The 26,082-nt window shown below is 36.2% G+C and carries 28 protein-coding genes and 2 pseudogenes; 23 read left to right on the forward strand and 7 right to left on the reverse strand.

Features of this window, described 5'->3' with window-relative positions; all coding sequences use genetic code 11:
* Positions 1-46 precede the first annotated feature (46 nt).
* The 4 genes and pseudogenes from MKZ09_RS07445 (at position 47) to MKZ09_RS07460 (ending at position 3,877) form a co-directional block, all read left to right on the forward strand.
* On the forward strand, positions 47-1,183 hold the full coding sequence (locus MKZ09_RS07445) for a glycoside hydrolase family 88 protein (protein ID WP_076206156.1): 1,137 nt from the start codon (positions 47-49) through the stop codon (positions 1,181-1,183).
* Positions 1,184-1,193: 10 nt separating this feature from the next.
* Positions 1,194-3,053, forward strand: a complete 1,860-nt coding sequence (locus MKZ09_RS07450; protein ID WP_076206154.1) for a DUF2264 domain-containing protein — start codon at positions 1,194-1,196, stop codon at positions 3,051-3,053.
* Between the two features lie 206 nt (positions 3,054-3,259).
* Positions 3,260-3,463: pseudogene (locus MKZ09_RS07455) on the forward strand (RNA polymerase subunit sigma-70); the annotation flags it as partial.
* A gap of 219 nt (positions 3,464-3,682) precedes the next feature.
* Positions 3,683-3,877, forward strand: a complete 195-nt coding sequence (locus MKZ09_RS07460; RefSeq protein ID WP_076206151.1) for a hypothetical protein — start codon at positions 3,683-3,685, stop codon at positions 3,875-3,877.
* On the opposite strand, the gene MKZ09_RS07465 is transcribed toward MKZ09_RS07460, so the two are convergent.
* Entirely contained in the window at positions 3,874-4,269 is a 396-nt protein-coding gene (locus MKZ09_RS07465; RefSeq protein WP_076206149.1) for a TIR domain-containing protein, read from the reverse strand. The two genes, MKZ09_RS07460 and MKZ09_RS07465, sit on opposite strands and share 4 nt — an antisense overlap.
* Entirely contained in the window at positions 4,266-4,706 is a 441-nt protein-coding gene (locus MKZ09_RS07470) for a DUF4231 domain-containing protein (protein WP_076206280.1), read from the reverse strand. Before MKZ09_RS07470 ends, MKZ09_RS07465 begins: the two co-directional genes overlap by 4 nt.
* A gap of 358 nt (positions 4,707-5,064) precedes the next feature.
* Here MKZ09_RS07470 and MKZ09_RS07475 point away from each other — a divergent pair, with 358 nt between their 5' ends.
* The 10 genes from MKZ09_RS07475 (at position 5,065) to MKZ09_RS07520 (ending at position 14,147) form a co-directional block, all read left to right on the forward strand.
* Complete coding sequence (locus tag MKZ09_RS07475; protein ID WP_076206146.1) at positions 5,065-6,297, forward strand: TRAFs-binding domain-containing protein; 1,233 nt, start codon at positions 5,065-5,067, stop codon at positions 6,295-6,297.
* Between the two features lie 80 nt (positions 6,298-6,377).
* Complete coding sequence (locus tag MKZ09_RS07480) at positions 6,378-6,857, forward strand: toll/interleukin-1 receptor domain-containing protein (protein ID WP_076206144.1); 480 nt, start codon at positions 6,378-6,380, stop codon at positions 6,855-6,857.
* A gap of 13 nt (positions 6,858-6,870) precedes the next feature.
* Positions 6,871-7,455, forward strand: a complete 585-nt coding sequence (locus MKZ09_RS07485; RefSeq protein WP_076206142.1) for a TIR domain-containing protein — start codon at positions 6,871-6,873, stop codon at positions 7,453-7,455.
* Between the two features lie 462 nt (positions 7,456-7,917).
* Entirely contained in the window at positions 7,918-8,373 is a 456-nt protein-coding gene (locus MKZ09_RS07490; protein ID WP_076206140.1) for a hypothetical protein, read from the forward strand.
* Positions 8,370-9,443 carry a toll/interleukin-1 receptor domain-containing protein gene (locus tag MKZ09_RS07495; protein WP_076206138.1) on the forward strand — a complete coding sequence of 358 codons (1,074 nt, stop codon included), beginning with the start codon at positions 8,370-8,372 and terminating at the stop codon, positions 9,441-9,443. The genes MKZ09_RS07490 and MKZ09_RS07495 overlap by 4 nt, the downstream gene beginning before the upstream one ends.
* Positions 9,444-9,618: 175 nt before the next feature.
* The gene (locus tag MKZ09_RS07500; RefSeq protein WP_341040765.1) at positions 9,619-11,070 is read left to right on the forward strand and encodes a DNA integrity scanning protein DisA nucleotide-binding domain protein; all 1,452 of its coding nucleotides are present in this window, start codon (positions 9,619-9,621) and stop codon (positions 11,068-11,070) included.
* A 387-nt stretch (positions 11,071-11,457) separates the two neighbouring features.
* A complete protein-coding gene (locus MKZ09_RS07505) occupies positions 11,458-12,390 on the forward strand; it encodes a hypothetical protein (protein WP_143767399.1) in 933 nt (310 codons plus the stop codon).
* Positions 12,391-12,457: 67 nt separating this feature from the next.
* Positions 12,458-12,832 carry a DUF4238 domain-containing protein gene (locus tag MKZ09_RS07510; RefSeq protein WP_076208464.1) on the forward strand — a complete coding sequence of 125 codons (375 nt, stop codon included), beginning with the start codon at positions 12,458-12,460 and terminating at the stop codon, positions 12,830-12,832.
* Positions 12,833-12,834: 2 nt separating this feature from the next.
* On the forward strand, positions 12,835-13,476 hold the full coding sequence (locus MKZ09_RS07515; protein WP_076208463.1) for a DUF4238 domain-containing protein: 642 nt from the start codon (positions 12,835-12,837) through the stop codon (positions 13,474-13,476).
* A gap of 83 nt (positions 13,477-13,559) precedes the next feature.
* Entirely contained in the window at positions 13,560-14,147 is a 588-nt protein-coding gene (locus MKZ09_RS07520; RefSeq protein WP_076208462.1) for a ribonuclease H1 domain-containing protein, read from the forward strand.
* Between the two features lie 68 nt (positions 14,148-14,215).
* Here MKZ09_RS07520 and MKZ09_RS07525 read toward each other — a convergent pair whose 3' ends face one another.
* Together MKZ09_RS07525 and MKZ09_RS34380 are read right to left on the reverse strand one after the other, a co-directional pair.
* On the reverse strand, positions 14,216-14,596 hold the full coding sequence (locus MKZ09_RS07525) for a tyrosine-type recombinase/integrase (protein ID WP_081394438.1): 381 nt from the start codon (positions 14,594-14,596) through the stop codon (positions 14,216-14,218).
* 1 nt (position 14,597) lies between these two features.
* Positions 14,598-14,798: a tyrosine-type recombinase/integrase gene (locus MKZ09_RS34380; RefSeq protein ID WP_081394437.1), complete on the reverse strand. Its 201-nt coding sequence runs from the start codon at positions 14,796-14,798 to the stop codon at positions 14,598-14,600.
* A gap of 353 nt (positions 14,799-15,151) precedes the next feature.
* On the opposite strand from MKZ09_RS34380, the pseudogene MKZ09_RS07530 reads away from it, so the two are divergent.
* The 3 genes and pseudogenes from MKZ09_RS07530 to MKZ09_RS07540 form a co-directional block, all read left to right on the forward strand.
* A pseudogene (locus MKZ09_RS07530) lies at positions 15,152-15,523 on the forward strand (DNA/RNA non-specific endonuclease); the annotation flags it as partial.
* Between the two features lie 24 nt (positions 15,524-15,547).
* Positions 15,548-16,018, forward strand: a complete 471-nt coding sequence (locus MKZ09_RS07535) for an immunity protein YezG family protein (protein ID WP_179089647.1) — start codon at positions 15,548-15,550, stop codon at positions 16,016-16,018.
* Positions 16,019-16,112: 94 nt separating this feature from the next.
* Positions 16,113-16,472: a hypothetical protein gene (locus MKZ09_RS07540; RefSeq protein WP_076208458.1), complete on the forward strand. Its 360-nt coding sequence runs from the start codon at positions 16,113-16,115 to the stop codon at positions 16,470-16,472.
* Positions 16,473-16,608: 136 nt separating this feature from the next.
* Here MKZ09_RS07540 and MKZ09_RS07545 read toward each other — a convergent pair whose 3' ends face one another.
* From MKZ09_RS07545 to MKZ09_RS07555, 3 genes are read right to left on the reverse strand one after another with little or no spacing between them, the layout of a single operon-like run.
* Positions 16,609-17,598: a tyrosine-type recombinase/integrase gene (locus MKZ09_RS07545; RefSeq protein WP_076208457.1), complete on the reverse strand. Its 990-nt coding sequence runs from the start codon at positions 17,596-17,598 to the stop codon at positions 16,609-16,611.
* Positions 17,599-18,696 (reverse strand): tyrosine-type recombinase/integrase, encoded by a 1,098-nt coding sequence (locus MKZ09_RS07550; RefSeq protein WP_076208456.1) that lies wholly within the window; start codon positions 18,694-18,696, stop codon positions 17,599-17,601. It abuts the gene before it with no gap.
* On the reverse strand, positions 18,674-20,038 hold the full coding sequence (locus MKZ09_RS07555; RefSeq protein ID WP_076208455.1) for a tyrosine-type recombinase/integrase: 1,365 nt from the start codon (positions 20,036-20,038) through the stop codon (positions 18,674-18,676). The genes MKZ09_RS07550 and MKZ09_RS07555 overlap by 23 nt, the downstream gene beginning before the upstream one ends.
* 720 nt (positions 20,039-20,758) lie before the next feature.
* On the opposite strand from MKZ09_RS07555, the gene MKZ09_RS07560 reads away from it, so the two are divergent.
* From MKZ09_RS07560 to MKZ09_RS07585, 6 genes are all read left to right on the forward strand, one after another.
* Positions 20,759-21,532, forward strand: coding sequence for a hypothetical protein (locus MKZ09_RS07560; protein WP_076208454.1), 774 nt, complete (start codon positions 20,759-20,761; stop codon positions 21,530-21,532).
* 72 nt (positions 21,533-21,604) lie between these two features.
* On the forward strand, positions 21,605-21,730 hold the full coding sequence (locus MKZ09_RS07565; RefSeq protein WP_256719326.1) for a hypothetical protein: 126 nt from the start codon (positions 21,605-21,607) through the stop codon (positions 21,728-21,730).
* Between the two features lie 323 nt (positions 21,731-22,053).
* Positions 22,054-23,721, forward strand: a complete 1,668-nt coding sequence (locus MKZ09_RS07570; RefSeq protein ID WP_076208453.1) for a recombinase family protein — start codon at positions 22,054-22,056, stop codon at positions 23,719-23,721.
* A 145-nt stretch (positions 23,722-23,866) separates the two neighbouring features.
* Positions 23,867-24,568 carry an RNA polymerase sporulation sigma factor SigK gene (gene sigK, locus MKZ09_RS07575; RefSeq protein WP_076208452.1) on the forward strand — a complete coding sequence of 234 codons (702 nt, stop codon included), beginning with the start codon at positions 23,867-23,869 and terminating at the stop codon, positions 24,566-24,568.
* A gap of 430 nt (positions 24,569-24,998) precedes the next feature.
* Positions 24,999-25,289 (forward strand): hypothetical protein, encoded by a 291-nt coding sequence (locus MKZ09_RS07580; protein WP_076208450.1) that lies wholly within the window; start codon positions 24,999-25,001, stop codon positions 25,287-25,289.
* Positions 25,290-25,400: 111 nt separating this feature from the next.
* Entirely contained in the window at positions 25,401-26,030 is a 630-nt protein-coding gene (locus MKZ09_RS07585; RefSeq protein WP_143767398.1) for a carbohydrate-binding protein, read from the forward strand.
* The last annotated feature ends 52 nt before the right edge of the window (positions 26,031-26,082 follow it).

Raw genomic sequence — 26,082 nt, forward strand, 5'->3', positions numbered from 1 at the left:
CCTCTATCAGAGGGTAGAGGCTAATTCGAATAAAGGCGGGATTTAGATGAGTAGATTAGTAAAGCAAGCTTGGGTAGACGAGGCTTGGGGCAAAGCCTTGGAGAAGACTAGAACGAACAGCCGGAGAATCGGTGCAGAATTCCCCCATGCCAGTCAAGGCGGCAAATACGTGCTTGAAGCACCAAACTGGTGGACGGCCGGCTTTTGGCCGGGAATGCTCTGGCAGCTCTATGCTGAGAGTGGTGATGAGGATTTGAAAGCGGTTGCTGAGTGGTGTGAAGAACGGCTTGACGAGGTGCTGGATGGTTATGTGAAGCTGGACCATGACCTAGGCTTTATGTGGCTGTTGACCAGTGTTGCGAACTATAAGCTCACGGGCAGAGAAGCATCACGAGTCCGGGCGTTGAAGGCAGCCAACTATCTGGCGGCCCGCTTCAATCTGAAAGGACGCTACATCCGGGCCTGGAATCCATGGAGTGAAGGCGAGGATAACAGCGGGGTAGCCATTATCGATTGCTGCATGAATACCAGCCTGCTTTTCTGGGCTTCCGAAGTAACAGGGGATCCACGTTATCGACATATCGCTGAGGCGCATATGGATACGGTGCTGGAGCACTTCATCCGGCCGGATGGTTCGGTTTATCACATCGTCAAATTCAACCCGGAATCGGGCGAAGTGGTTGAAAAGCTTGGCGGGCAAGGTTTTGCACCCGAGTCAGCTTGGTCGCGCGGGGCAGCCTGGGCGCTCTACGGACTGTCATTGACCTATCATCATACAGGCAAGCAGAGTTATCTCAATGCAGCCAAGCAGGTCGCGCATTTCTTCTTGACCCGTCTGCCCGAAGATCATGTTCCACATTGGGATTTCCGTGCTCCCGGTGAAGTTGGAGAGATTCGGGATAGCTCTGCTGGTGCCTGTGCAGCGAGTGGCTTGCTGTTGTTAGCTAGCCAAGTAGATGACTCGGAGGCGCATGTATATCAGAACGGGGCTATAAGAATTACAGAATCCCTTTATAGGAATTATGGAACTTGGGACAATGCAGAAGAAGAAGGATTGCTTCTTCATGGTACGAGTAACTATCCTGAGAATCGGAATATAGATGTTCCGCTTATCTACGGTGATTTCTTCTATGTCGAAGCGCTAGCCCGGCTAAAAGAAGCCGGACCGTTCTACTGGGAATAGGGGGCACATAATGCAGACTGAGAAGACATTTACGACTATTGCTAAAAATCCGCTAAAGACCCGGGAGGATCTGATCTCTGCTCTTGAACAGCTTACAGATCCGCTTCGGCCGCTCTACAGCAGAGGTGGTGCACGGCTGGCAATCGGCGGAACAGGAGCCAGCTATCCGGCTGCAACTGCAGAAATGGAAGGTTTCTCCCGGGTATTATGGGGCTTAGTGCCCCTGCTCATAGGAGGGGGAGAAAGCGGGCTTTGGGATACTGTGCTGGATGGCATACGCCACGGCACGGATCCTGCCCATGAAGAATACTGGGGTGAAGTTCAAGATTATGACCAGCGTCTGGTAGAGATGGCGGTCTTCGGTTTCGCCTTAGCCGCCATTCCTGAACAGATCTGGTCACCACTTACCCAGAAGGAACAGGAGCAATTGTACAGTTGGCTGAATCAGATTAATTCCCATCCTTGCTATGACTGCAACTGGCTTTTCTTCAACGTGCTGGTTAATGTCGGATTCCGCAGAGTCGGCTGTCCCTACGACGCGGAGCAGCTGGAGAATAATCTGAAGCGAATGGATGATTTTTATCTGGGTGATGGCTGGTACAGCGATGGAATTAACGGGCATAGCGATTATTATGTTCCTTTTGCCATCCATTACTATGCGCTACTGTACGCGAAGCTGATGGAACAGGAGGACCCGGAACGTTCACAGGTGTTCAAAGAACGGGCCCGGCTTTTTGCCACCGAATTCTTGGGCTGGTTCGCTCCGGACGGATCTGCCCTTCCTTATGGAAGGAGCTTAAGCTACCGTTTTGCCCAGTCTGCTTTCTGGGGTGCCCTCGTCTATGCAGGCGTTGAAGTATTCCCTGTAGGTGTGGTCAAAGGATTAGTACTGCGCAATTTGCGCTGGTGGTTCAGCCAGCCGATCTTTGATGCCAGAGGCGTTCTGATGATTGGTTATACCTACCCCAACTTGGTCATGGCGGAGAATTATAATGCTCCCGGTTCCCCCTACTGGGCGTTAAAGACATTCCTGCCATTGGCTCTCAGCGCGGAGCATCCATTCTGGAAGGAAGAAGAACTGCCGCTGCCGGATATTCCTGCAGTTATAGTCCAGAAGCCTGCGCATCTTGTCATTGTCCGCGAACCTGCTTCCGGCCATGTGGCTGCCTTCAACAGCGGTCATCTATATACGAATGAACACACCCACACGTCTGCCAAGTATGAGAAATTTGTATACTCAACAGGCTTCGGATTCAGTGTGCCTCGTTCCGAATGGGGATTGTCTCAGGGTGCATTTGATTCCATGCTCGCTCTGAGTGAGAGCGGGGACAACTTGTATCGGGTCAGACGGCGGAATATGGAGACAAGAATTGTGGACAATGTGCTGCACTCCGTCTGGAAGCCATGGACTAATGTTGAGGTTCGGACCTGGATCGTTGCTGGGCTGCCTTGGCATATTCGGATACATCGGATCGAGACCGGACGACCGTTGGACGCCGCAGAGGGCGGCTTTGCGCTTGGTCAGGAAGCGGGGGTGGAGCAGCAGATTGGCCTTACAAGCGCGGCAGTGTCTACAGCATGGGGAACAAGCGGAGTCAAGGGTTTGATCGGCTATGAAAAGGCTGAGCTAATTTGGCCTAATGCCAACACAAACCTGCTTCATCCCCGGACTGTTTTGCCTACACTGACGACTTTCCTTGAACCTGGAATCCACTGGCTGGCTTCGGCTGTATACGGTGATCCGTCAGGAGATTCTTGCGGCGGTATTTTAGAACAATCACCAGAGTCTATATTGAAGGTTGCTTTTGATAAGGACATCATTAAGGTTCTTACGTCTAGTGAAGCGGAATTTATTATCAGAAGAGAGTGAGAATTACCGCTAACAACATCGTGTTAAAAGACAAGTGAATGAGTAGAGTATGACTGATTTCTCGTATAAAAAATAAATTTCTGTGGTTGTACAATTTCCCCCGTACAGGCACTTCTAGGCGCACGCCCACATACAATAAGGATGACCATGAACCCGTAAGGCAAACAGATCGGTTTCATTGTACAAGTGCGGGAGGTGTCGCCAAGTTGCCTGGATTCTTAAGCACGATTGCGTTGCTGATCAAAGAACTGACGCTGCTGGTATCATACGTAAGGAATAATGCATTTCCACAACCGCTCTCGGAGCAGGAGGAAAGCCGATACTTAGGGATGATGGCTGAGGGAGATGCCAAGGCCCGCAATTTGTTGATTGAGCATAATTTGCGGCTCGTTGCCCATATAGTGAAGAGGTTATGGACACGAAACGATGTCATATTGCTAAGAATTTATACATAAATGGAACAAAGGCAAGATCACAATACTTCATTTTAACTGTTATAATGTATAAGAATAGAAAATAAGAGTTTCCTATTTTGTCCGAAATTAAAATTAAAAGCACTTTTAGCCTTATAGCTGTGCTGATTTCATTTCTAAAACGAGTGTGAAATAACTTAAAGACGGTGAGCTCAAATGAAAAAGTTTATTAAGAATCCCATAATTGTTGAAGCATACCAAACGGATAAAGAGTTAAGGATAGATACTTTAGAAGGAATTTTGACTGCTTCACCTGGAGATTGGATTATAACGGGAATAAACGGAGAGAAATACCCGTGTAAGCCAGAAATATTTGAGAGGACATATTCTCCTGTCGAATCAACTGATTAACCTAAAGCAGCACTAATGGATTGAAAAGTGAATGATTTAGCCCAAGTAGCGCCAGCTCCTAATATTCCATTAGGAGAAGTATTAGTGTTATCAACTTTAACAGCAACTAACACTAATCCTAACTCTTTTGCTTTTTCAATTTCCCAATCACACCAAGTGCTTTTATTTGTTTTGGATCCAATAATTAATAAAAAAATGTCGCATTGAGCCATTCTTCTTGAAATTGCACGTTTAATTGCGGCGACATCAGTAGAATTAATAGATATATCTGTTGAGCCATCTTCAAATGTGAAATTCTTGAAATGAGCTGCCTCATTTTTAGACCAAGCAACCAAAAGATTCTTGTAATGTTTATCATTAGTGTAATCATAAGAAATAAAGACTATTTTCATTCTGATTTCTCTCCCTTTTTTGGTGAGTGAAGATTTGCCCAGTTTACATTTTCTTTTGAAATTACACTTTCTATTCTTTCTACTAATAGATCAAATGCTTCATTTGGACTTGTTTTGTAAACCCCAGTTAACGTGAGATACATGTACTTTTCTTGCTTTAAGGTTTCACATATACTTCTGTAGTCAATCCAATTTTCATGATATTTTCCTAAACTAACAACCCCCTCAATTATTACAACGATAGCCCCCAGAATACTTACAATTAATGCGAATGAAACCCAATCCGAGCTTTGTGTAGATAAAATAGGAATAAGTGCAGCAGATACAAGTTCTACTCTTTTCATCCATTTGTAAGTTTTTTGGTAGTGAGTACTTTTGGTATCATACCACTTAATTTGATCCTCCAGGCGCTCCTTCAAATACTGATCTTCAGACAATTTCAAATAATTCACCTCTGAACCCTAGGACTCTTGTCCTTATTTACACTAATATTCTACATTAAATGTATTATATTGGCGATATATTCAATTTGAAGGGAAAATTAAGATGAAAACAACAGTTTAATCAATCGAAAAACAGAAGATTGTGGTCATAAATAAAGAGAGCAGTGAGATATATCTCGTTGTTTTTTTATTTATGTGGTATACTGCTATATAAAATTAGTTCTAAAGAACCGGTATTTTGTTATGTCATTCTCGTTGATTGATACAGAAACTACTTTTAATTTTTAGACATCAGGTACAGCTAATTAGTATTTATTTAGCTATGTCTGATGTCTTTTTTTGGAGGTTTAAGATGTCTAAAGGATTATGCTTTGTTGTGATGGGGTATGGTGTGAAGGTAGATTATTCAACAGGAAGAGAACTTGATTTAGATAAAACTTATCAGAATATTGTAAGACCTGCTGTGATCGAAGCTGGTCTTGAATGTATACGTGCTGATGAAATAAAGCACTCAGGGATGATAGATATTCCTATGTATCAACACCTGTATACGGCCGACATAGTCATTGCGGATCTATCCACGTACAACCCGAATGCTTTCTATGAGTTGGGTATTAGGCATGCATTAAAACCACATACAACAATCGCAATTGCAGAAAAAGAGCTTAAATATCCATTCGACTTAAACCATACAGTTATTCGTCAATATGAGCATTTAGGAAAGGGGATTGATTATGATGAAGTCCATCGTTTTCGCAAAGATCTCGAGGAAACAATTGCTGCAATTTTAGCCAACCCTAATATTGATAGTCCTGTTTATACTTACCTACACGATTTAAGTCCTCCTGTATTGAATAGGGCATTAGAAAAAGAAGCAATCGAAAATCCCAAGGAATCTTTAAGTTCTATTCTTAGTTTAGCTCAAGATTGTATGAATAAAAGTGAATTTTCTGCTGCTAAAAGTTTATTTAGGGCTGCATTAGACATAGATCCTCATAGTAGCTACATAAAACAAAAGATCGCTCTAGCTACTTATAAAAGTAAAACTCCTGATATAGATTCTTCTTTGTTAGAAGCGTATAGTATATTAATTTCTTTAAATCCAGAAACTACAACTGATCCAGAGACACTAGGACTCTTAGGTGCCGTTTGTAAAAGACTTTGGGAATCAACAAATGAGAGACCATGGCTAGATAGAGCAATACTATTTTATGAGAAAGGTTTTTATATCAAAAATGATTACTATAACGGTATTAACTTTGCATTTCTGTTAAATGTAAGAGGGAGTATTAGTGATCAATATGACTCAATTGCGGACTATGTTTTAGCTAAAAGGACTCGATTTAAAGTAATTACAATATGTGAAATCATTCTAAAAAGCAATTTCGAAATAAGGATGGATAAATATTGGGTGTTAGCTACTTTAGAAGAGGCGTATTTTGGTAATGGAATTCTAGATAAGTACACCGAGATTAAAGTTCGTTCTGAGTCAGCAGTTACGAGTAAATGGGAAAGAGATTCAACAGAAGAACAATTAAGTAAATTAGAGTTACTTTTAAAAAAATGGCCATTTACATTAAATTAGTAAATATAAAATATCCTCTATAAGGAAACTAGGATTACAATAAAAATAATATTATTCAAATATTTCGAGGAGATAATAAAATGACGAGAGTGTTTATATCGCATAAAAAAGAAGATTCTTATCAAGCCACAGAAATAGCTCACCAACTAACTCGAAATAATATTGAGTCCTACCTAGACGTTTTAGATCCACACCTTACGGGTACTGGTGACGAATTGACCAAACATTTAAGGAGTAAATTAGATGAGTGTACGCACTTAATTGCACTCTTGTCTCAGGTAACACAGCTATCTTGGTGGGTTCCATTTGAAATTGGATTAGCAACAGAAAAAGAATATCCTATTTCTAGTTATGTAACATCAACTGCACTGAGAAATATTCCCGATTATTTGAGAAAATGGCCAGTTCTTTTAGATGGTTTAGATCTTAATAAGTACATTGCTTTATTAAAACAAAACAAACATATAATAATTAATGAAGCAACCAATATGGCTTCTTTTAGCAAGCCTAGTTATGCGGAAGCTTTCCATAAAAGAATGAAGGAAGAATTGAACCAATAAGGGAGGATAATATATGGGGAGGAAGTGTTTTATTTCATTTAAAACCGAAAATATTGAATATAAAAAATATATCCAAAATTCTTTAAATGTTGATATGATCGATAAATCATTAAATATTGCAATTGATTCTGATAATGAAGATTATATTATGCGAAAGATTCGGGAAGATTACCTGTCGACATCAACAGTCACCATTCATTTGATTGGACGTTTTAGCGCAGAGAACCTCGGGGAATATGAACAGCGATATATAAAAAGAGAATTACAAGCATCATTGTATAATGGAAAAGATAATACCCGAAACGGCATATTAGGTGTTGTACTGCCCGAAGCATATAGCAATATTTATAGGGGATTATATTACTGCAACACGTGTGGGCAAACGCATAATGGTATAGACATAAATGATAGTACAACAATTAAAGAATTTTCTTATAATTACTATATTCCTAATAATAGATGCTTATGGATTGAAGATGACAGGTACTGCGTTTTAGTTAAATGGGAGGACTTCATAAAAGAACCTGAAAAATATATTGAATATGCTTTTAGTAAGAGAAAAGAACCAATTGCTTCAAAAGTAAGGGTTAGACCATAAATGAATAGTTTTTGTGAAAAGTGGTGACAGGCTATTATTTGTCATCGCTTTTTTAAACGATTATTTAAAGATCACTACTATGATAGTCGGAGAATCATCAGTCGGCATAAATAATGAACTGAGGGCATTATAAAGAGCCTTTGAATGATACCAAACTATTTTTATTTAAGAATAGTAAATTTAATACTTCTGACATTAAAAAGTCAAGTTGTCGATAGTAGGCTGCAGAATGTGATAGCAATGTTAAGATAATGAGATCGATGAAATGCAGAGTTAAGTAGTAAGATTGTCTGGTCGTCAAATGTAAAATAGGATATCAATAATTTAAAGGGATATTTTGGCTTTTTTTGATATTATTCCGATTTCAATTACTTTTGTTTATATATTAAATAGCTGATAATTATGCTTAATTAAGATTAAGATTAGATTAAGTTTAGACTAAAAAATAATGGTGGTGGGATTATGAGTTTCATATCATTTGATATCTTAATTCCCTTAGACACTCAAGGCTTTATGGAACTAGAGTGCGACTATTGTAAAAATCGTTTTATGGTTCTTGGAGATGAATTCAAAAATGGGGATTTTCTACACATGTTTTGTCCTGTTTGTGGTATTCCTAATCATTTGAATACATTTTATACTACAGAAGTTATTGAGAAGAGCCATGAAATAATAACACAATGGGCTATTGATCAAATACAAAAAACATTAGGTGCTTCGATTAAGTCATTAAATAAAAATAAGTTTATAAAAGTGGATATGAAAATTCCAAAAGTTAATTCTAATCTCGAGTTATATGAGGCTTCAAATTGTTATCTTAAAGTTAATTTAGAATGTTGCAATATCGATTTAAAAATTAGAGAGATTGATCATTTAGTTGGAGCTTACTGTCCTAAATGTGGAGGTTGTCATATATGAATAAGAAAAATTTAAGGAAAACATCAGCGCAATTTAGAAGAATAGCGGCTCAGTTTCTGTCAATGGATAGCGAAGAAGAATTTAACTTTCTTGAGGATATGCTGAATTTCATTGAGAAAGATGCAGTTTTATCTGAGTATATAGAAAAGTGCAATGTACATCAGTTTGATATTCCGACTGCAATAAGTGAAAAAAATGCATGGGGGCCACTTTTGCTGCCTAGCGGCGATGAAATGGTAGTGGCTTTCGTTTATCAATTGCTCAGCTTCTTCAGACTTAATCCGAACAAGTTGAGAGGTTTGGTTATGTTTTATACAAGTGAAAAATCGTATAAGGATAAATACCAAGCTTTTACTAGAAAAACAGTTGCTCCTTTCATTAATTACATTCTAAGTTATCTTGAGGTTTGTTTAATTGATGCTGAAGATGAAGATTCTATTACTCATAATATAAAAAATAAAAGGGTGTTTCTTTCCTATTGCAGCAAAGACGGAGTGATAGCTGATATAGTTGATAAAAAGCTACAAGAGGTATTAACACCACATGGTGTACATGTTTCAAGAGATGAACGTGACGTTATGTATAAGGAAAGTTTTAGAGATTTCATGAACAGCATAGATGAACATGATTTTGTTGTAATGATTATTAGTGATTCCTATTTAAAATCAAGGGCATGTATGTATGAAGTTTTAGAGACAATGAAAAACAGAAATTACGAAAATAAAATTCTGTTTATGATTCTTTCTGAGAATGAAAGAATTCGGTATAGTGGCATAAATGATGATTTTTTAGTAGGTGCTAATGTCTATGATATATCTGGTAGAGTAAGTTATGCTAAATATTGGGCACAAGAGGAGAAGAAGCTTCAAGAATTAATTGAAAGTATTGAAAGCCCTCTAAACCAAATTGAGCCTATTAAAGAATTAAAGAGTGTTAAAAAGATCTTATTTGATATAGACGAATTTACTTCAATGCTTGCAGATAGGAAAGGCATTCCATTTAAGAAGATGGAGGAGAGCAACTTTTCTCCATTAACTGAATTAGTGGTTCCTAAAGTAGAAAGTAATTAAGCATAGGGTTATATAATTTAATTTTTATGTAATTAGAACGAAGCATAAGGCTGAAAACCATTATAAAATATATTTAATTTCCAATGACAGATAGTACTTCTTTCTAGAAATAGTATCTATTAAAATCAGAAGTAGAGGATTAATTGAAGAGGAAGACATTAGGAAGAGGTGTAGTTTGGATTTGGAAAAAAGAATACTAGACAAAAGAAAACTACATGATAGAATTTTTGACTATAAAGAAGAACTTGATAAAATAAATGAACAAAAATATCAAAGAAATAAACAAAAAATACTTGATGAATTTTCAAAAATATTACCAAGAAAAATCTTGGAATGTTGCGTTAAGGAAGTATACAAAGTTGATATATATTTCAAAAAAAATGAATCCCATCATGTTTGTGTATTGCCGGAAGACTCAGAAAAAACAAAAATAATAGATGCGGTAGAAATTTTTATAAATAATGAATTTCAAAGGATTGAGTCTCTAGAAAGTAAAACAATGCATTTTTCTTTTACAATAGAGAAAAATTTACATAGAAAAAATGACGAGTTTGTATATTGGTGCTCTAATGCTACTGAATATGGTAGATATATGTTTGATCCGCGTAGTGATTATTCATTTGAATTAGTATTAATAAAGTTCGATAGAATAATGTTTCTAAAATACTTAAACTGGACAAGGGATGTACATCCATTTATTAAGCATCTAAAGATTGGTTGGGAGTTGGGTTACAATAATCATAATTATGACGAAATATTTAAACGTGCTGTAGTTAATTCAGAGAAATTTTTAATGGATAATTATACTCATTTTGATATATTATCTGCTCTTAAATACGAAAACCAAATAAATAATGGAAGTATTATTTATATTAATTCAAAGAAAAATATAGTTAGTGACGATGAGCATAAAGTTAGAATTTTGGTAGAACTTGAACATAATATTGAAATTAAAGAGCACAAGCATATTAGAAAATTATTGCAGATGACTAATGATTCTATATCTTTATTAATTAATGATAATTATGAAGCGTATGCTATCGGTTCTGTTAATAAAGAAAGTAATTATTTCAAGGTGAGGTTTAATGAATACTTACATTGGCAACTGGATAAAAATGGACAGAGGTTTTTAGGTTTTTTAAATCTTAGGCCGTATTTACCAACAGAAATTAGTTATAGAGATGAGTTATACTCAAAGTTAGATATCATGATTGGAAATGATATATCTGATGTGGATAAAGCAAGACTAGATGATTTAGTAGGGCGAGCAGCAGCTCAAAGACATGGAACGATGATAGTAATTTCCGAAAAGGCAATCGAGGAAACAGAAAGATTAAGTTATTCCGGTACTTTAGTAAAGGCTGCATTTTTAGAAAATGAAGTCATTGAATTAGTTTCTAATATTGATGGTGCAATAATGGTCGATCAATACGGTCAATGCTTTGGTCTTGGTATAATACTTGATGGAGCTGCTCGTTCAATAGGAGAACCATCTAGAGGGGCAAGATTCAATTCTGCATTAAGGTATATTAGTAAGCAAAAAGAAGAAGGCATTAAGTGTTTAATTGTTGTTATTTCTGAAGATCAGTATATAGATATACTATCAACAAGTGATAAAGTAGTATAGTTTTTTAGTTATTCATGATTAAAATAAAGGTGCTCAATCTTCCCTTGAGCACCTTTATTTTATTTATCAGGACTACAGTAACGGTTCTCGAACACAGCATACCGGTAGATGGTGTGGTTCACAGTACTCTACATCTGCTTATACAGCAAGAAGATATCAAACTATTAGCCTTCTCACTCCATAACCTTAGTTTGTTGTATTGCGTAATATTACAAGGGGGGGGCTAACACCACATCTATGAATGTAGAATGTAATAAATAAAAGTGAGGTGGAACTTAGATGATATTTAATATAGTGTCAGAGTATCATAAGCAGTCTCTAATGGATAAACATCATAGATTCTTATCTTGGCAACACTGCTATCGATTTTTTAAAGGGAATCATGAGATGTTCAACGAAGTAAGAGTATTCGATCACGCTTGTTTACATTTGGCTTTTTATTTGGCTAGTTGGGGGATGCTTAGAGGAGGGACGTTTTTACTCCAGAAGGATTACAGAGTACATGAATATCTTCTTAAAAGGGTATTTAGGGAAGAAAGGTATACACAGCTTTACTCTCCTGAGTATGATAATGTTCTTTCATATCAATATTATGACGGAATCGACATACTTATAAAAGATGTGAGAGAAGCATATTCATATAATGTTTTATCCATCAGTGATAAAGAGAGTATCTCAGTTAGTGACACACTTGCTTCAAAAATACTGTTAGGGCTATTTGGAATTGTTCCCGCTTACGATCGTTTTTTTGTGAGTGCAATGAAGATGCATGGATTAAGCAAAACATCCTTTACCCAAGAGTCACTTGTTACTATAGTAGATTTTTATCTGGATAATGAAGTCGAATTTAATAAGTGTAGAGAGTTACTAACAAGTGAAGGTAATGAATATACCCCTATGAAACTAGTTGATATGTATTTTTGGCAAGTCGGATACATGATGAGTGAACCAAACAGATTCCCTCAACATGAGCTTGATATGATCAGTAAGTTTGCGGAGAATCAAACAGCTATTAACAACAGTCGCAAAAAACCTTCAACTGTAAATAATAAAGCTTCAGCTATAAATAGCAGAGGTCTGACTGATGAAATAAGGCTATACATATTTGAGACTATTGTAAATGCAACGGAACAAGGTTTGCCTTATATCGATTTTATCTCAGGCGAAATACATAAAGAAATGAATTTGTCGAATAGGATGCCTTCAGTATGTAGTGCTATGCTCAGTATTGAAGATGTAGAGATCGAAATTTTATCAGATACTCCTAGTGGTATGAGTTCAACAAAAAAGGTCCGTTATTGGTTAGAAGGACGTGAGTAGTGCGGAAAGGCTGTAATAGCGAGGTAATTAATAGTATGAAATTAGTGGTTATATGGGGGTTCGTCCATTGAAGAATCTTAGAAAGAATCATCACTATGTATCACAATCCTATTTAAAGGCCTGGGCGAATAATCATAATAGAGTATGGACTTATCGAACTCTAGTTTCGCATAGTTCAGTCCCGGAGTGGTTTCAATCTTCCATTAAGAGTATAGCTAATCACCACCATCTATTTACACGTAGTATTCTAGGGGCTGATTCAGATGAAATTGAAGTATGGATGGATCAGGAAATAGAGACACCCGCGCAAATTGCTTTGTTTAAAGCTCGTTCTGGTAAGTCTTTGAGTAAACAAGAATGGGAGCATCTGCTCAGATTTGTTGCACTTCAAGATATTCGTAATCCTGAAAGGTATATAGAAAATTGGAGCGATGGAAGTTAGAGATGCCAACCATCATTGAAGAGGCAATGCAGAAAGCTCTCAGTAAAATGAAAGCTGTCCCTAATGAGGAGCTTATTCCCGCAGACAAGGAATATAATGATAGCAAATTAATTCCAATGAAAGTAACTAAGCAAATTGGCACTGCATCTGAGTTGGGACTGTTGAAAACAGAAGTATTGTTGGGGCGTGGAGTTTGGTTATTTTCTATCCGTCACTTACTTACTACTACTTATAAGGTTCTGAATGAGCATACATGGAGTATACTTCGTTCTCCTGGAGAATTGCTTTGGGTTACAAGTGACAATCCATTAGTTCGGCTAAATTATTATGAAGATGGAACTTATGATTTTAAGGGTGGCTGGGGAAATAAGGGGGCAGAAATCATCTTTCCGTTATCACCTAGATTATTGCTATATACTCAGGTCGGAAATAAGGTAAGAATGAATAATGTTACCAGAGAGTTAGCTGAGACCCTTAATCGATTTATTGCTGAGAACTCGCATCGTCATATATTTGGATTAAATCCTGTAGATGAAATAAGTGAGATTTATCCCAGAATTGTTAATCAAGTGGCCTACGATCATGAGAAAAAAGAGTGGGAGACTTGGCATGTACGTCAAAAGAAGTTAGAACAGGAGTACTAACAAATTGGGGGATTATGCTTATAAAAATTATATTTCAGAAAGTACAAGTCTAAAAAATATTAAGGTTTTTGAGAGAGGTTCTTATGAGAAGTAAATTTTATGTTGTTATTAAAGGGAAGAAAATAGGAATTTTTGATATTTGGGAAGAAGGAGCCAAACAATACGTAGAAGGATATAAAGGGGCTGTATACAAGTCATTTTCTAAGATTGAATTGGCTGAAATGTGGTGGGGGAAAATGTTACCAGAATCAAAAAGTCCGATCTTTCATTTTGATACTGCAAAATATACTGTTCAAAATTACTCTTCTCCCATGGAAGATGAGGAGTCAGGGCCATATTTTACTTATCTTATTATTGATCCACGGACTAATATACCTTTTTATGTAGGACAAACTCGTAATTTAGAATACAGGAAAATTAATCACTTAAAAGACTCGCATAAATATAGGGCATATAAAAAGATGATTTCCAACATTCAGATGGACAATCTAGAACCAGAGTTTCAGATCGTTGATATCCAGCCCACCAAAACAGATTCACTTCGTTCAGAAACAGAGTGGGTGAAAAAACTTGCGTGCCAAGGAATTCGTGTCTTAAACGGTTGGAGGGAACATAAGGAATGGATAGACTTGATTATGAGCAATAGTACACATGAATTTTTTACGCAGTAAGCTACTGAATATTAGTCATTTCAATAGATCTGAGATTAAATCAAGTATTACAGCAGCTAAAGAGCACTTTATTTTCGAGATCGAAACTTTCGATAAAATTCTTCATGCTCTTTTATTCGTATGTGTGCATTCCTCCTGTAATATGACTGCGTATAATTTAGAGTGGTTTGAAGTTTCTGATGACCTAGAAGTTCCATTAAGGTTAATAAATCCATACCTTCGTCTCTCATGTGAGTAGCGAAGGAGTGCCGGAGACTATGAATTCTCAAATCAGGTAAATTGGCCAAGTGGAGATATTTTTTAAAGAGATTACTTGCGACCTGTCTAGTAATAGGGATGTTTTTGGCCTTTCCAGGGAAAAGGCATTCGTTGTCTCTTAACTCGTTTACAGACTGGTACTTACGTAGTAGAGCGCCAAACCCCTTGCGAAGGACTATAACCAGTTGAATTTTATTTTTTTTTTTTTTTGAGAATTGTGATCATCTCATCCTCAAAATTTATATCAGAAACCTTCAATTCTGTTATTTCAGATATTCTACAACCTGTAGTTAAAAGTAATGAGAATAAGAGAGTATCACGGATCATATTATCGCTATGGGAAATTAAACTATGTAAAAACCTTAGCAATTCATGCCTGCTGAGTATTCGTATTGGCTTAGCAGCTGGGTTATAATCGTTGAGTTTGAATCACATTTGAGGCACAATATTAGAGAAATTACGGTTGTTTGTTAAAAACCTGAAAAAACTCTTTAAAGCAAGGGTAGATGATTCTAAATTAGAAAAACCATTATTTACTTGGTTCATAAGATAGTGGTCAATGATCCCTGCACCGATATTTACAGATAAATAGGTTACTATTAATCTTATATGCTTTAAACCGTATGTTCCCTTTTTTTATACATTCTACAGGTCAGATCTGGCGCGATGACTGGGGATCATTATAAGAAGAGTGGTAGAATTAAAGTGTTAACCGAGAATGTTTATTATAGAAAAACGGTTATACTTATACTACTGATAACATGGGTAGGATTAATAGGGTTGAAGGCAGCCTTGTTTTAAATTCAGCGACTAGAAACGAATATGCTCAAGGTATAGCAGGTAGACAAGATCGTATTAGAGACTTACAAAAACCAGATGTTGGTGGACATTTAATAGCATCTTCATTTAATGGATCTGTAGATTTAGATAATTTGGTTGCTATGAACCCTCAAATTAATGGACCTGGCGTGAAATGGTATCAAATGGAGGAAGTGTGGGGAATCGCGCTTCAAAATCACAAAAGTGTAAATGTTAAGATAGAACCAGTATATTCTGGAGTGTCACAAAGACCATCTTATTTTCAAGTGAAATACACTATTAACAATTGCGAACCTTAAATCAAGTTGGAGGTTAACATGTCAGTGAATAAAACGGAAGAACTATATCAACTTATCGGAAATAAGCTAATAGGAATAATCCCTGATGAGTGGAGTAAGATTTATCTTTACGCAGAAATATTACCTGGTTCAAGAATTATCTATTTTTACTTCGAATCTAATACAAAAAAGGAGCTAATTTATAGTCATAGTATCCCTAAAGTTTATGGAGTAGATGAACTTATATATGATCGGTTATGTAGGGAGTTACAAGAATATTTTGTTGAATTAAATGAGGGCTCTAGAGGCACACTTGATCAAGCTTGGACAAATCTGACAATGAATTTGGATTCTTCAGGTAAGTTTAATATCGATTATAATTATGATGAGGTTGTTTTCAATCCTTCTAAACAACGAACGATCTGGAAATATAAAGTTCTGGGATTACTTCCTACAGATGAATTCCATCAAGTGTATTTAGATGAATATTTAAACAATAAACTGATTAATACTTAAGAGGTGTCCCGAAAGCTAATTAATGGCTGCTTAGGATACCTCTCTTTGTTTGTATGAGATTAACTATAATACGTGGTAAAAGAGGAGTAATAACATGAACCTGAATTTTTTCGATCATCGTGAAAAGATTGCTAAAAACTTGGTTATCTTTATTCGGAAGAAAGGTTATTCGAAATTATCTTTATCGAAATTATCTGACGTCTCCCGGCGTAATATTGATCGGATCATTAAAGGTGAAGGTCTTGAATCTGAGAAATACAATAAAGAAATTGAAAAAATCAATAAAACATTTGATTTACCAGATAACTATTTCATAGCCCCTCTTATTTCTACAACTCCAACAACGTATACTTGCTTAAATGATTGCGTGGGTTCAAAGAGAGATCCACAAGTTGAAGAATTATTGGATGGATTGGATAATATTCTTGACATTTATTCACTGTACTTAAAGTGAAAAATGATCTAAATAGTACAAATTACAAGTGTAATTCAGATGAAATCTGGAATGTCATGTATTTATCTTATTCAAACTCTATTAATGTCTAGTTTTAATTATTTTCATCTGAAGTCGGGGATCCTTTATGATTTGCTCATAAACTACGATCTGTTTTATTCAATCGTTTTTTTCTCATATCTGAAAATATTGAATCGTACAGTGGAATATTTATGGTTTCGTTACGTACGATACCATCCCCAATATAGATTTTTGTAGAGTTTATGGTTTCATGATTTATGAGTTGTCTAATAATATCGATATCTGTGCCGTTCTCATACATGATGGTAGCGAATGAACGTCTTGTATCATGGATTCTTGCTGGAAGGATATTTTTTTTCTCAAGATAGTAATTTAATAATTTTCTGACACTACTCTGTGATATTGGTTTACTGTTACTTCCGTTAGTGAAAATATAATCTTCAGTATCTAAATGTTTTTTTTGACAGTAAATTTCAATCGCTTTTGTTAATCCAATTCTAGTGACCACATATTTGCTTCTTTTGTTCTTCGTTTTGGCTAGAAAAAAAACATGGTTTTCTGTACGAATATCTTTCTTTTTTAAACTAAGTACCTCGTCAATTCTGCCTCCGGTCGAAAGTAAAGTGACGAAGAGAAGACAGTCTCTCTCAACATCTTTGCTGTACTCGACAATACTCATCATCAATTTTAGTATTTCTTGTCTATTTAAAATACGCTTGTTTTTTGGTTCTGGCTTATGATCTTCTAATCGAAACTCAATTTCATAAATAGGGTTTTGAAAATTATAATTTGCACCTAGGTATTTAAAAAGACTGCTAATGGCTGACTTGAAGGCTGCTAACCACCTATATCCTTTGGCTAGATGTAACTCAAAATATTCATCTAAAATCGGAGCATCGATTTGATAAAAAATAGAATTCGCTTCAGCATCGTTCATTGAGATGTAGTATATCTTGGTTAGTGTGACTTGCTCTACAGGTTCATTAATTAATTTAGAGAGATACTCAGTAAAAGCAATGAGGTGTTTTCGATATCTTTGTTTGGTGATATTTACATAGTTTGCGCTGCTTAAAAACCTTTCTATCTCTTCGATTAACGGTCTCATCTAGTCTTCAACTCCTAATAAAGTAAAAAGAACTTCCTCAAGGGGAATAGGGTATTTTTGAACTTCTTTTAATAAATCCTCAGAAAGCATAGTAGTATAAATCATCGTTGTCTCAATATGTTCATGCCCCATTAATTCCGCAATGTACTCAATCTTCATGCCGGCTTTTAGGCAATTGACTGCAAACGTATGTCTAAAACAGTGGGTTGAGTATTCATTGGCATAGCCTATATCCTTAAATAGTTTGAAAATCATTTTCTGAACAGAAGATTTGGTCATTCCATTCTCCTTTTTTCTATATGAAGTCGTAAATAGGTATTGGTTTGATGTGAGATTGCTTATTTGACGCAGATCAAGATAGGCAAGTAAAACTTTTTTTAGTAAAGGATACAGTGTCACAAGTCTTGTTTTTCTATACTTGCCTGTGAGTTTGATGAAATCTTTTTCAAAATTAACATCGTTGATTTTTATATTTACAAGTTCCTCTACTCGTGCACCAGTTGCAAGAAGTGTACAGAGTATGGCGTGATTACGATAAGGGTTTTTGGTAAAGGTGGATGCTCGTAGAATCCTCTTAACCAACTCATCTGGTATACACCTTGGATCACGAGGTATGCGGTCCCATCGAAACTTATTTTTTATATGGTATTCTCCATCTTTTAAAAACAAATATCCATTATCCATTGCAAAATATAGCATTTTACGAATGAATTTTAAGTAGGTATTTTTAGTACCTGCTGTTACGGCATCTTTATTTTTAAAAGACTTGCATGTAATTAGATATTCGTTAAATATAACTATATCAAGCTTACTAATATCATATGTTTTGTAGTTTTTCTCAATGAATTGAAGAAATGGTCTAAGAAAGTGGATGTAACTCTCAGCAGTTTTCGCTTCAATGATCCCCAGCTTTACATTTTTTCTTAAATATTCAATAAATTCTTGGATCACTTCGGATATGGTCTTTAGCGCATTCAATGAAAGCAGTTGATGCGATACAAATTCTTTATTCTCTTGAACAGCCTTTAAAAGCTCAAATTCTATGTTTAAAGCATCACATAATTCTCTCAGACCATTAACTTTTTTTTGAATGGCCATCTTCAAACTCCCTCTCATATAACCCTGTGGGGTCATATTCAATAGTATTATTTTTCAAGCGTTCCGTACTTCTATATCTGTAGTAGTCTGTTGAACTCCATATTTTGTGACCTGCGGCTTCTGCTACTTTTCTTATGTCATTTAGACTATCCAAAGCATTTGTTATATAAGTATGCCTGAGAGACTTGGGGGAATTAATCATCTTATTAAAAGTTTTTTTATTTACTCCCTGGAAGACTTTATAGATGTTTCTTTGAAACATACCGTCACCATCTTTTTTGAGAAAAAGAATGTCGCTCTTGGGATTAAAAGTGTGACGTATTTCACAGTAATGTTTAAGATAATATACAACTTCACGGTCTAATTTTAATTTTCTCTTTCCTGATTTTTTAGATCTTAGCAAAATTGCTCCTTCAGATAACCAAATATCAGAGGTACTAAGATTGCAAACTTCAATGGGACGACATCCTGTATTCAACAAAATCAGGAATATGGCTAAATTTCGATATAGGAATTTTGGGTTTCTGTTTGTTGCACTTATTTCTTTAAAGAAAGAATCAATCATTAATCTTATATCTATTTCTTCTACGTACTCGTTCGCCCGATTACTATCTCTTTGTAGGAAACTGGGAGGAACATACTTAATATTCGATATTCCTTTTTTTCTCAAATAATCGAAAAACATTCTCAATGAGCGTGATATTGAATAAACATATTTTTTTGATATTTTTTTAAATGAAGCTCTTTCTAATTGATATTTTTCAAATTCTTTGATATGGTGCAATCTCACATTTGAGAAGTCTGACTGTTCGTCCAACTTTAAATGTGGAAAGTGTTCTTGAAGATATTTATAAAAAGTTTTCAGATGTTTCTTGTTATTGATAGTTTGGCTGAACTTTTTAAAGTTATCTAGATAAGATACAAAATCTAAAATCTTTAGATTTTCAAGCTTTTTGTTTGGATTATGATTCTTTTTTAGGGATCTACCAGATGGAAGAGTAAGTAAATGATCAAATTGATATATACTATGAAAATGAAAGACACTTTTAACTACAATTAGTAGGTTAGTCTGATAAGATACTGAATATTGTGATATTTTTTCTTTATAGTCCTTAAGATACCGTTCGTTCAAATTGGCCAACTGTTCATCAAAAGATACGGAGTCAAGGAAGTCGTTGAATTTTTTTAGATGAGAAAGTTTATTGGGGTTGATTATTCCTTTATTCTTCTGTTGAATTGTCTCCAAATATGAACGAATTTCGCTAATGAAATGATTGAGTTTTTGATTAGTTTCATGCTCAGAGGGGCTATTTAAATCAATATTTGATAAATTATTTAGCATTAATTTATCCTCCTTAGAAATAGTAGACGGATTACTAGATGTTAGATATAATTTTCCTATATAAAAACAGTCTAAAATTGCTCTCCTGGCAAGCGCCTCAAGGAGAATTTAATTCTTAATTGCCGAATGGCTTGATCCTCAGCTTATTTGCGTTGTGGAAATTCACCTTACAGGTTGGGTTCGAACTCATTAATAACATTAGGTAAATCTTTTTCGCTTCTAATATTAGAAGTTGAAAAAGATTTTTTTATTTATACTTTGAGTTATTGACCGATAATGGTAAAAATAAACATTAGTTTCCACCTTCTTTTTTGAAGGTGGAAACTTTGCTTCTTCGTTACAGAAGAAATCAAGATTTCTGCCTTTTTTTGTTATTTTATAAAACCAAAATTAACTAAAATGTATTTTATTACTTCCTAAATTCGGAAAACGATCAAATAAGTAGAAGAAACTTACGAAAGGAGGTGGGGCTATGGAAAACAAATATTTAGAGATTAATAGAGTACTAATAATCTTATTTGGATTAATCCATTCGTTCCCTCTTTTTTTACTTCATACTACAGGTCCAATTTGGGACAAATGTATTGTTAAAGCATGCATTTTGTAATTGATTACGTATTATAGACGAGTAATACTTGATATGCTCATTTGTATTTTTGAAAATACAAATGAGCATCGATACCCTACAGCTTATACACTATATTTGGTGATAGCATGGGAATGAGTAGTTCAACCGAAGAGTATTCTTATTTAAGTAGGATGTTAGAGGCCGGGAAAAATGTTGGCAGAGGAAAAATGACCGTTAAGTATTATGAAGAAAACTTCCTTAATAAGGGGCAGTTTGTGTGTAATCCGTTGTTAAGATTATCGGCAGATGATTATAATAGGTTTTTAAAGGGATTGTCTTTAAAGATACGACGTGAATTTCTACTCAAATCCACTGGTATGACATATAGAGAAACTGCCAAAATTATTGGTTATGCTAGTCATACACCAATTCAAAAGTTCTTGGGATCGGGTTCTTTTGATACAAAAATTACCCAGAAACTCATTGCTCAATTAGCGATACTTTTCCGTGTCCCTCCTGAATGGTTAGTGGAAGAAAGTATAAAGGATAACGAATGGGTAACGTATCACTTTCATCATTTAGGTCTTGAAAAGGATAAGTTGAAATCTTTTTTGAAAATGTTAAATAGTGTGAAGGATACAGAGGTCTGGATACGGAATTTCATTCTTAAGGGAGTTAATCCTGATAACTCTTTATTCCTCAGAGTTGAATGTAGGAATGGGAATTTCCTCGTGGAGAGCTTTAATCAGTTAGGAGATATAAGGGAATATAATGAGTTGTTAGCTGCATTAAATAGTAATTTTGACTGTATTCTTGGAGATGTACTGACTGCCATTCCGAGCCAAAGGAATGCAGCAATTATATGTTTAGCAAACCGCCAAATGCTATTTAGTGTACCCATAGAATTTAGAAAATTGGATTTTTGAAAATACAAATGAAAAGCAGTAGCTATTAGCGTAAAACCTTCTGATAACTTGATTATCAGGAGGTTTTTTATTTTGTCTAACGATGACCAGAAAAACAGAGATAGGGCATTAGAGATTATAAAGCATTGGATCAAGGAAGAAGAAGAAAGGATTAAAACGATTGAAGTTACGAAAAGTAAAGAAAAAAATGAACAATAATCGTCTAGAAATAAACAAATTAGAAACAAGTAAGAATGCATTGAGAGTAACTCAAGCAGCGAATGCTAAGGAGAAAGTCATCGATTATATCTTAAAAAAAATAATCAAATAACCGACTAATTGCAGTCGGTTTATTTTTAATTCAATTGGACAGAATAAAGATATACGAACGTATGTTCTGTTGATGGAAAATAGATAGATGGCTCTTTTGGAAACCAATGATGTTCATACTACAAAAACGAAAAAAATGTGAATAGTCCTATTTAAGCTATAAGGATGTTTTGAAGAGAGAAAAAAATGAGTTATTGAATAGGAGGGATTCTTTGTATACTGCAATTTACGGACGGGTCTCAACGGGAATGCAAGTAGTAGAGGGACACAGTCTTGAAAACCAAATCGAGCTCTGTATGATCAAAGCTATTGAGCTTGGTATTCACACTGATTCTGTTAAAGTTTACCGTGAAGAAGGCTTTAGCGGCGAAGACATTGAACGGCCGGCAATGAATGAACTGCGTCAAGCAATTAATGATCACTTGATTGACAGGGTTATCATTACCCATCCGGATCGACTGTCGCGTGACTTAACAGATAAGTTGTTTTTGTGCCGGGAATTTGAGTCACGTGATGTTCAACTGATATTTGTTGATACGGAGTATCAGAATACACCTGAAGGACAGTTGTTTTTCAACTTAATGAGTGTCATCGCTCAATATGAGCTTTCACTTATTAAGAAGAGAACGGTTCGGGGAAGATTGAAGGCCGTAGAGAAAGACAAAAAAATTATGCCCATGCGCGTGCCCCCCTTTGGCTACGATTGGGTTGAAGGAAAGTTGCTTATAAACCAGATGGAAGCAGATTATGTGAGAAAGGTATACCACTGGTATCTAAATGAAAATATGACGATTCGTCAAATTGGCAATAAACTTTTTGATTTGGGAGTCCCGCCAAAACGTTCAGCAAATGGAAATTGGGGAGCAAGCTCCATTGCCAGAATTCTTTGTTCTGAAATCTATATAGGGAAGTATTATTACAACCGTAGAAAAGTGAAAAAAATCAAAGGACAGCGAACTCAAACAGGTGCTCCTAAAAAGACCTATTCAGTTCGGGATCGAAGTGAATGGATTATGGTGGAAGTTGAACCTATTGTGTCAGTGGAATTGTTCGCTCAAGTGCGGCAACAGCGTGTTAAGAATAACACTCGATCGGGAAATATGCACAATAATTATTTGTTAAGATCTCTTATTCGATGTGGTGATTGTGGTCATAAATGGGGAGGGACTACATACTCAGGGCGTAAAGATAAGAAGACAGGTACTAGAGTGAAGTACAGATGTTACCGTTGCCTGTATCTTTTTCCTAGGGTTTACGGTATAACTGATCGCTGCCCTACTCGCAGTATTCGTGCGGATGTACTCGAGGAGTTTATCTGGGATATGGTTATGGAGGCCTTGTCTAATCCAGAAGACTATATAAAGAGGCTGGAGGGTCAAGTAGCAGAAGTCGTCGATGAATTGTTATTAACCGCAGGCAAGGTCCAAGGTCAGATCGAGGATAAAAGAAAAGAGACAGACAAGTTGAAAATTATGTTTCGGAGGGATGTTATTTCGGAGGATGAGCTGGCTACTGAGTCCCATAAATTAACTCGGGAGATAAATGATCTACAGACTGAATTTGATCGATATGAAGAGCAAATCAAAAAACACAAAGAACGGCATTTTTCCCATGAGGAAAATATTAAGCTGATTGAGCGGATAAATATGTTTATCAGCAGCAAAGGAGCGGAATTAGCTTTTGATGATAAAAGATTTATAGTTGAATCACTTATCGATGACGTTATCATCAAATCAGATGAAGAAGGGTTTAATATCAGCATAGTTGGCAGCCTAAGCGAACTTGTGGGAACACAAAATGAAAAAGGAACAGATACTCCTTTTACGCTAAATAAGAAACTATACATGCAAGCACGAGAAAAAGGTAACAAAAGTGGTTAATGAGGATACTCTTTGATTTTTGTTATCTAGATTTTCGACGTACATGCACTTCTAGGCATCTCCCCACATACAATAAAGAGACCATGAACCCGTAGTGAACACTACTGGCCGGTTTCATTGTACAAGTGCGGGAGGTGTCGATATATTGCCAGGTATAATAAGCACAATAGCGTTACTGATTAAAGAATTAACCTTGCTTGTTTCTTATGTAAGAAACAACGCTTTTCCACAACCGCTCTCGGAACAGGATGAGAGTAAATACTTAGGGATGATGGCTGAAGGAGATGCCAAAGCTAGAAATCTATTAATTGAACATAATCTTCGTCTCGTCGCACATATAGTAAAAAAATTCGACAATACTGGGGAAGATATGGAAGATTTAATTTCCATAGGAACCATCGGATTAATTAAAGCCATTGAGAGTTACCGACCGAACAAAGGTACAAAGCTCGCTACTTTTGCCGCACGTTGTATTGAGAATGAGATATTAATGCACCTTCGCTCTCTGAAAAAAACACGAAAAGACGTATCTCTTCACGATCCGATTGGGACAGACAAGGAAGGTAATGAAATCACATTGATCGATATCCTTGGTTCTGAAGCAGATGATATTGTTAAGGAAGTGGATCTGAAGATTGAGAAGAGTAAAATTTATCGTAACCTTGATATACTAGATGATCGGGAAAAGGAAGTTGTGGTTGGTCGGTTTGGATTAGATACAGGTGGGGAAGAGCGGACGCAGCGGGAAATCGCAAAGGAGTTGGGGATCTCGCGGAGTTATGTTTCGCGGATAGAGAAAAGGGCACTGATGAAGCTGTATCATGAGTTTTATAAGGCGAAGCGGTAAGATATTTAAACACTAATTTCAAAAGAGTGATTTAGAAGCGACTTGCCAACAAGGGGGTTGCTTTTTTGTAAATGAAAGTAGTTCGACTAAATAAATTTAAAAAGAGCATATTCAAAAAAATAAACTTTTTAACAGCTGAAGGGAGTTATTATGAAATACAAAGAAATTTATGATCTTCATGTTAAACTACTACACGTATATGAAAATAACGAAAAGTACCAAAGTCCATATCAGACACAAATAAACTATTACAAGAGGCAATTTTTTATAGCTGAAGACATAGTTCAACGTATTTTTGTTCTAAATCAGCTATTGAAAATCCATGAAAAAAGTAGAGAAGTAAAGATAAAGTGGTGTTCAGAAGAATATTTTAAATGATGACGGACAGTTTTGAGTCACAAGCTAATCCATAAGAGGCAGGAGGAAAATAATGAATAATCCAAGTAGTGGACATATGATGGACAAACCCTATGTTAAAGATGTGATTCGTGAACTTAAGCTTCTGGGATATGAGAAAGATGAGGCTACCAAAATTCTAGTCAAATACTATAGACCACTAAAGAGAAGTTTGGGGTTTGGCCCCAATGCTTACAATTTTGCTAAAGAAATAGATTCAATTCATAAAGCTGTTATCAAAAAAAATGATCCATCTGAACCAAAACAAATCTACATAGGTCATTTGAAAAATCGAATAAAATCAAATCTGAAAGATAAGCTTTGAAATAAAGATTGAGTATTTAAGTTTTTTCAAAATAGAGAGGGTAGTTAACATGTTCGATGAAATCATGTTAATCGATTTTCTCGGGTCAGAGATGGACGATATCATCAAGAAGTGCAAAGAGTAATATTTACCGCAACCTTGATATTCTGGATGACCGGAAAAAGGGAGTTTACGGGCAGTTCCACCGGTCCGCTGCTTGGATCACTGCTGCTGCCGTCAACGGGAAGCTGGTCTGTCTATAATACGGTAAACATCCCGTTCACGGGGGCAAGTGGAATCAAGAATGTCTTTATGGTATTCAAAAAAGCGACAAGCGGCAGCGTGGCCGATATCAACTGGTTCAGCTATACCACACAGACCCTCATCGAAGCTGAGAACTATTCCGTGCAATCCGGCCTCAGCGTATCGACTACAGCGGATGCGGGCGGCGGCAGCAAAATCGGCTCCACGGACAACAATGATTATGCCGGCTACAATAATGTGAATTTCGGTTCCGGGGGTGTGTCCGCGATAGAGGTCAGATACGCTACCGTCAATACAAACGGAACGTTTGAGATCCGCTCCGGCAGTCCGACCGGCACGCTGCTGGGCTCGATCCTTCTGCCTTCCACAGGGAGCTGGTCCGTCTTCAATACCGTCAGTATTCCGGTTACAGGAGCATCGGGTGTTAAGAATGTTTATCTGGTCTTCAAGAAACCTGCAAGCGGAAGTGTCGCGGATGTGAACTGGTTCCGTTTCTGACATAACTAAACGAACAGCGCGTACCGGTATTCCAACCGGTACGCGCTGTTTG

It is taken from the genome of Paenibacillus sp. FSL R5-0908 (assembly GCF_038006245.1).
Lineage (GTDB): Bacteria > Bacillota > Bacilli > Paenibacillales > Paenibacillaceae > Paenibacillus_AQ > Paenibacillus_AQ odorifer.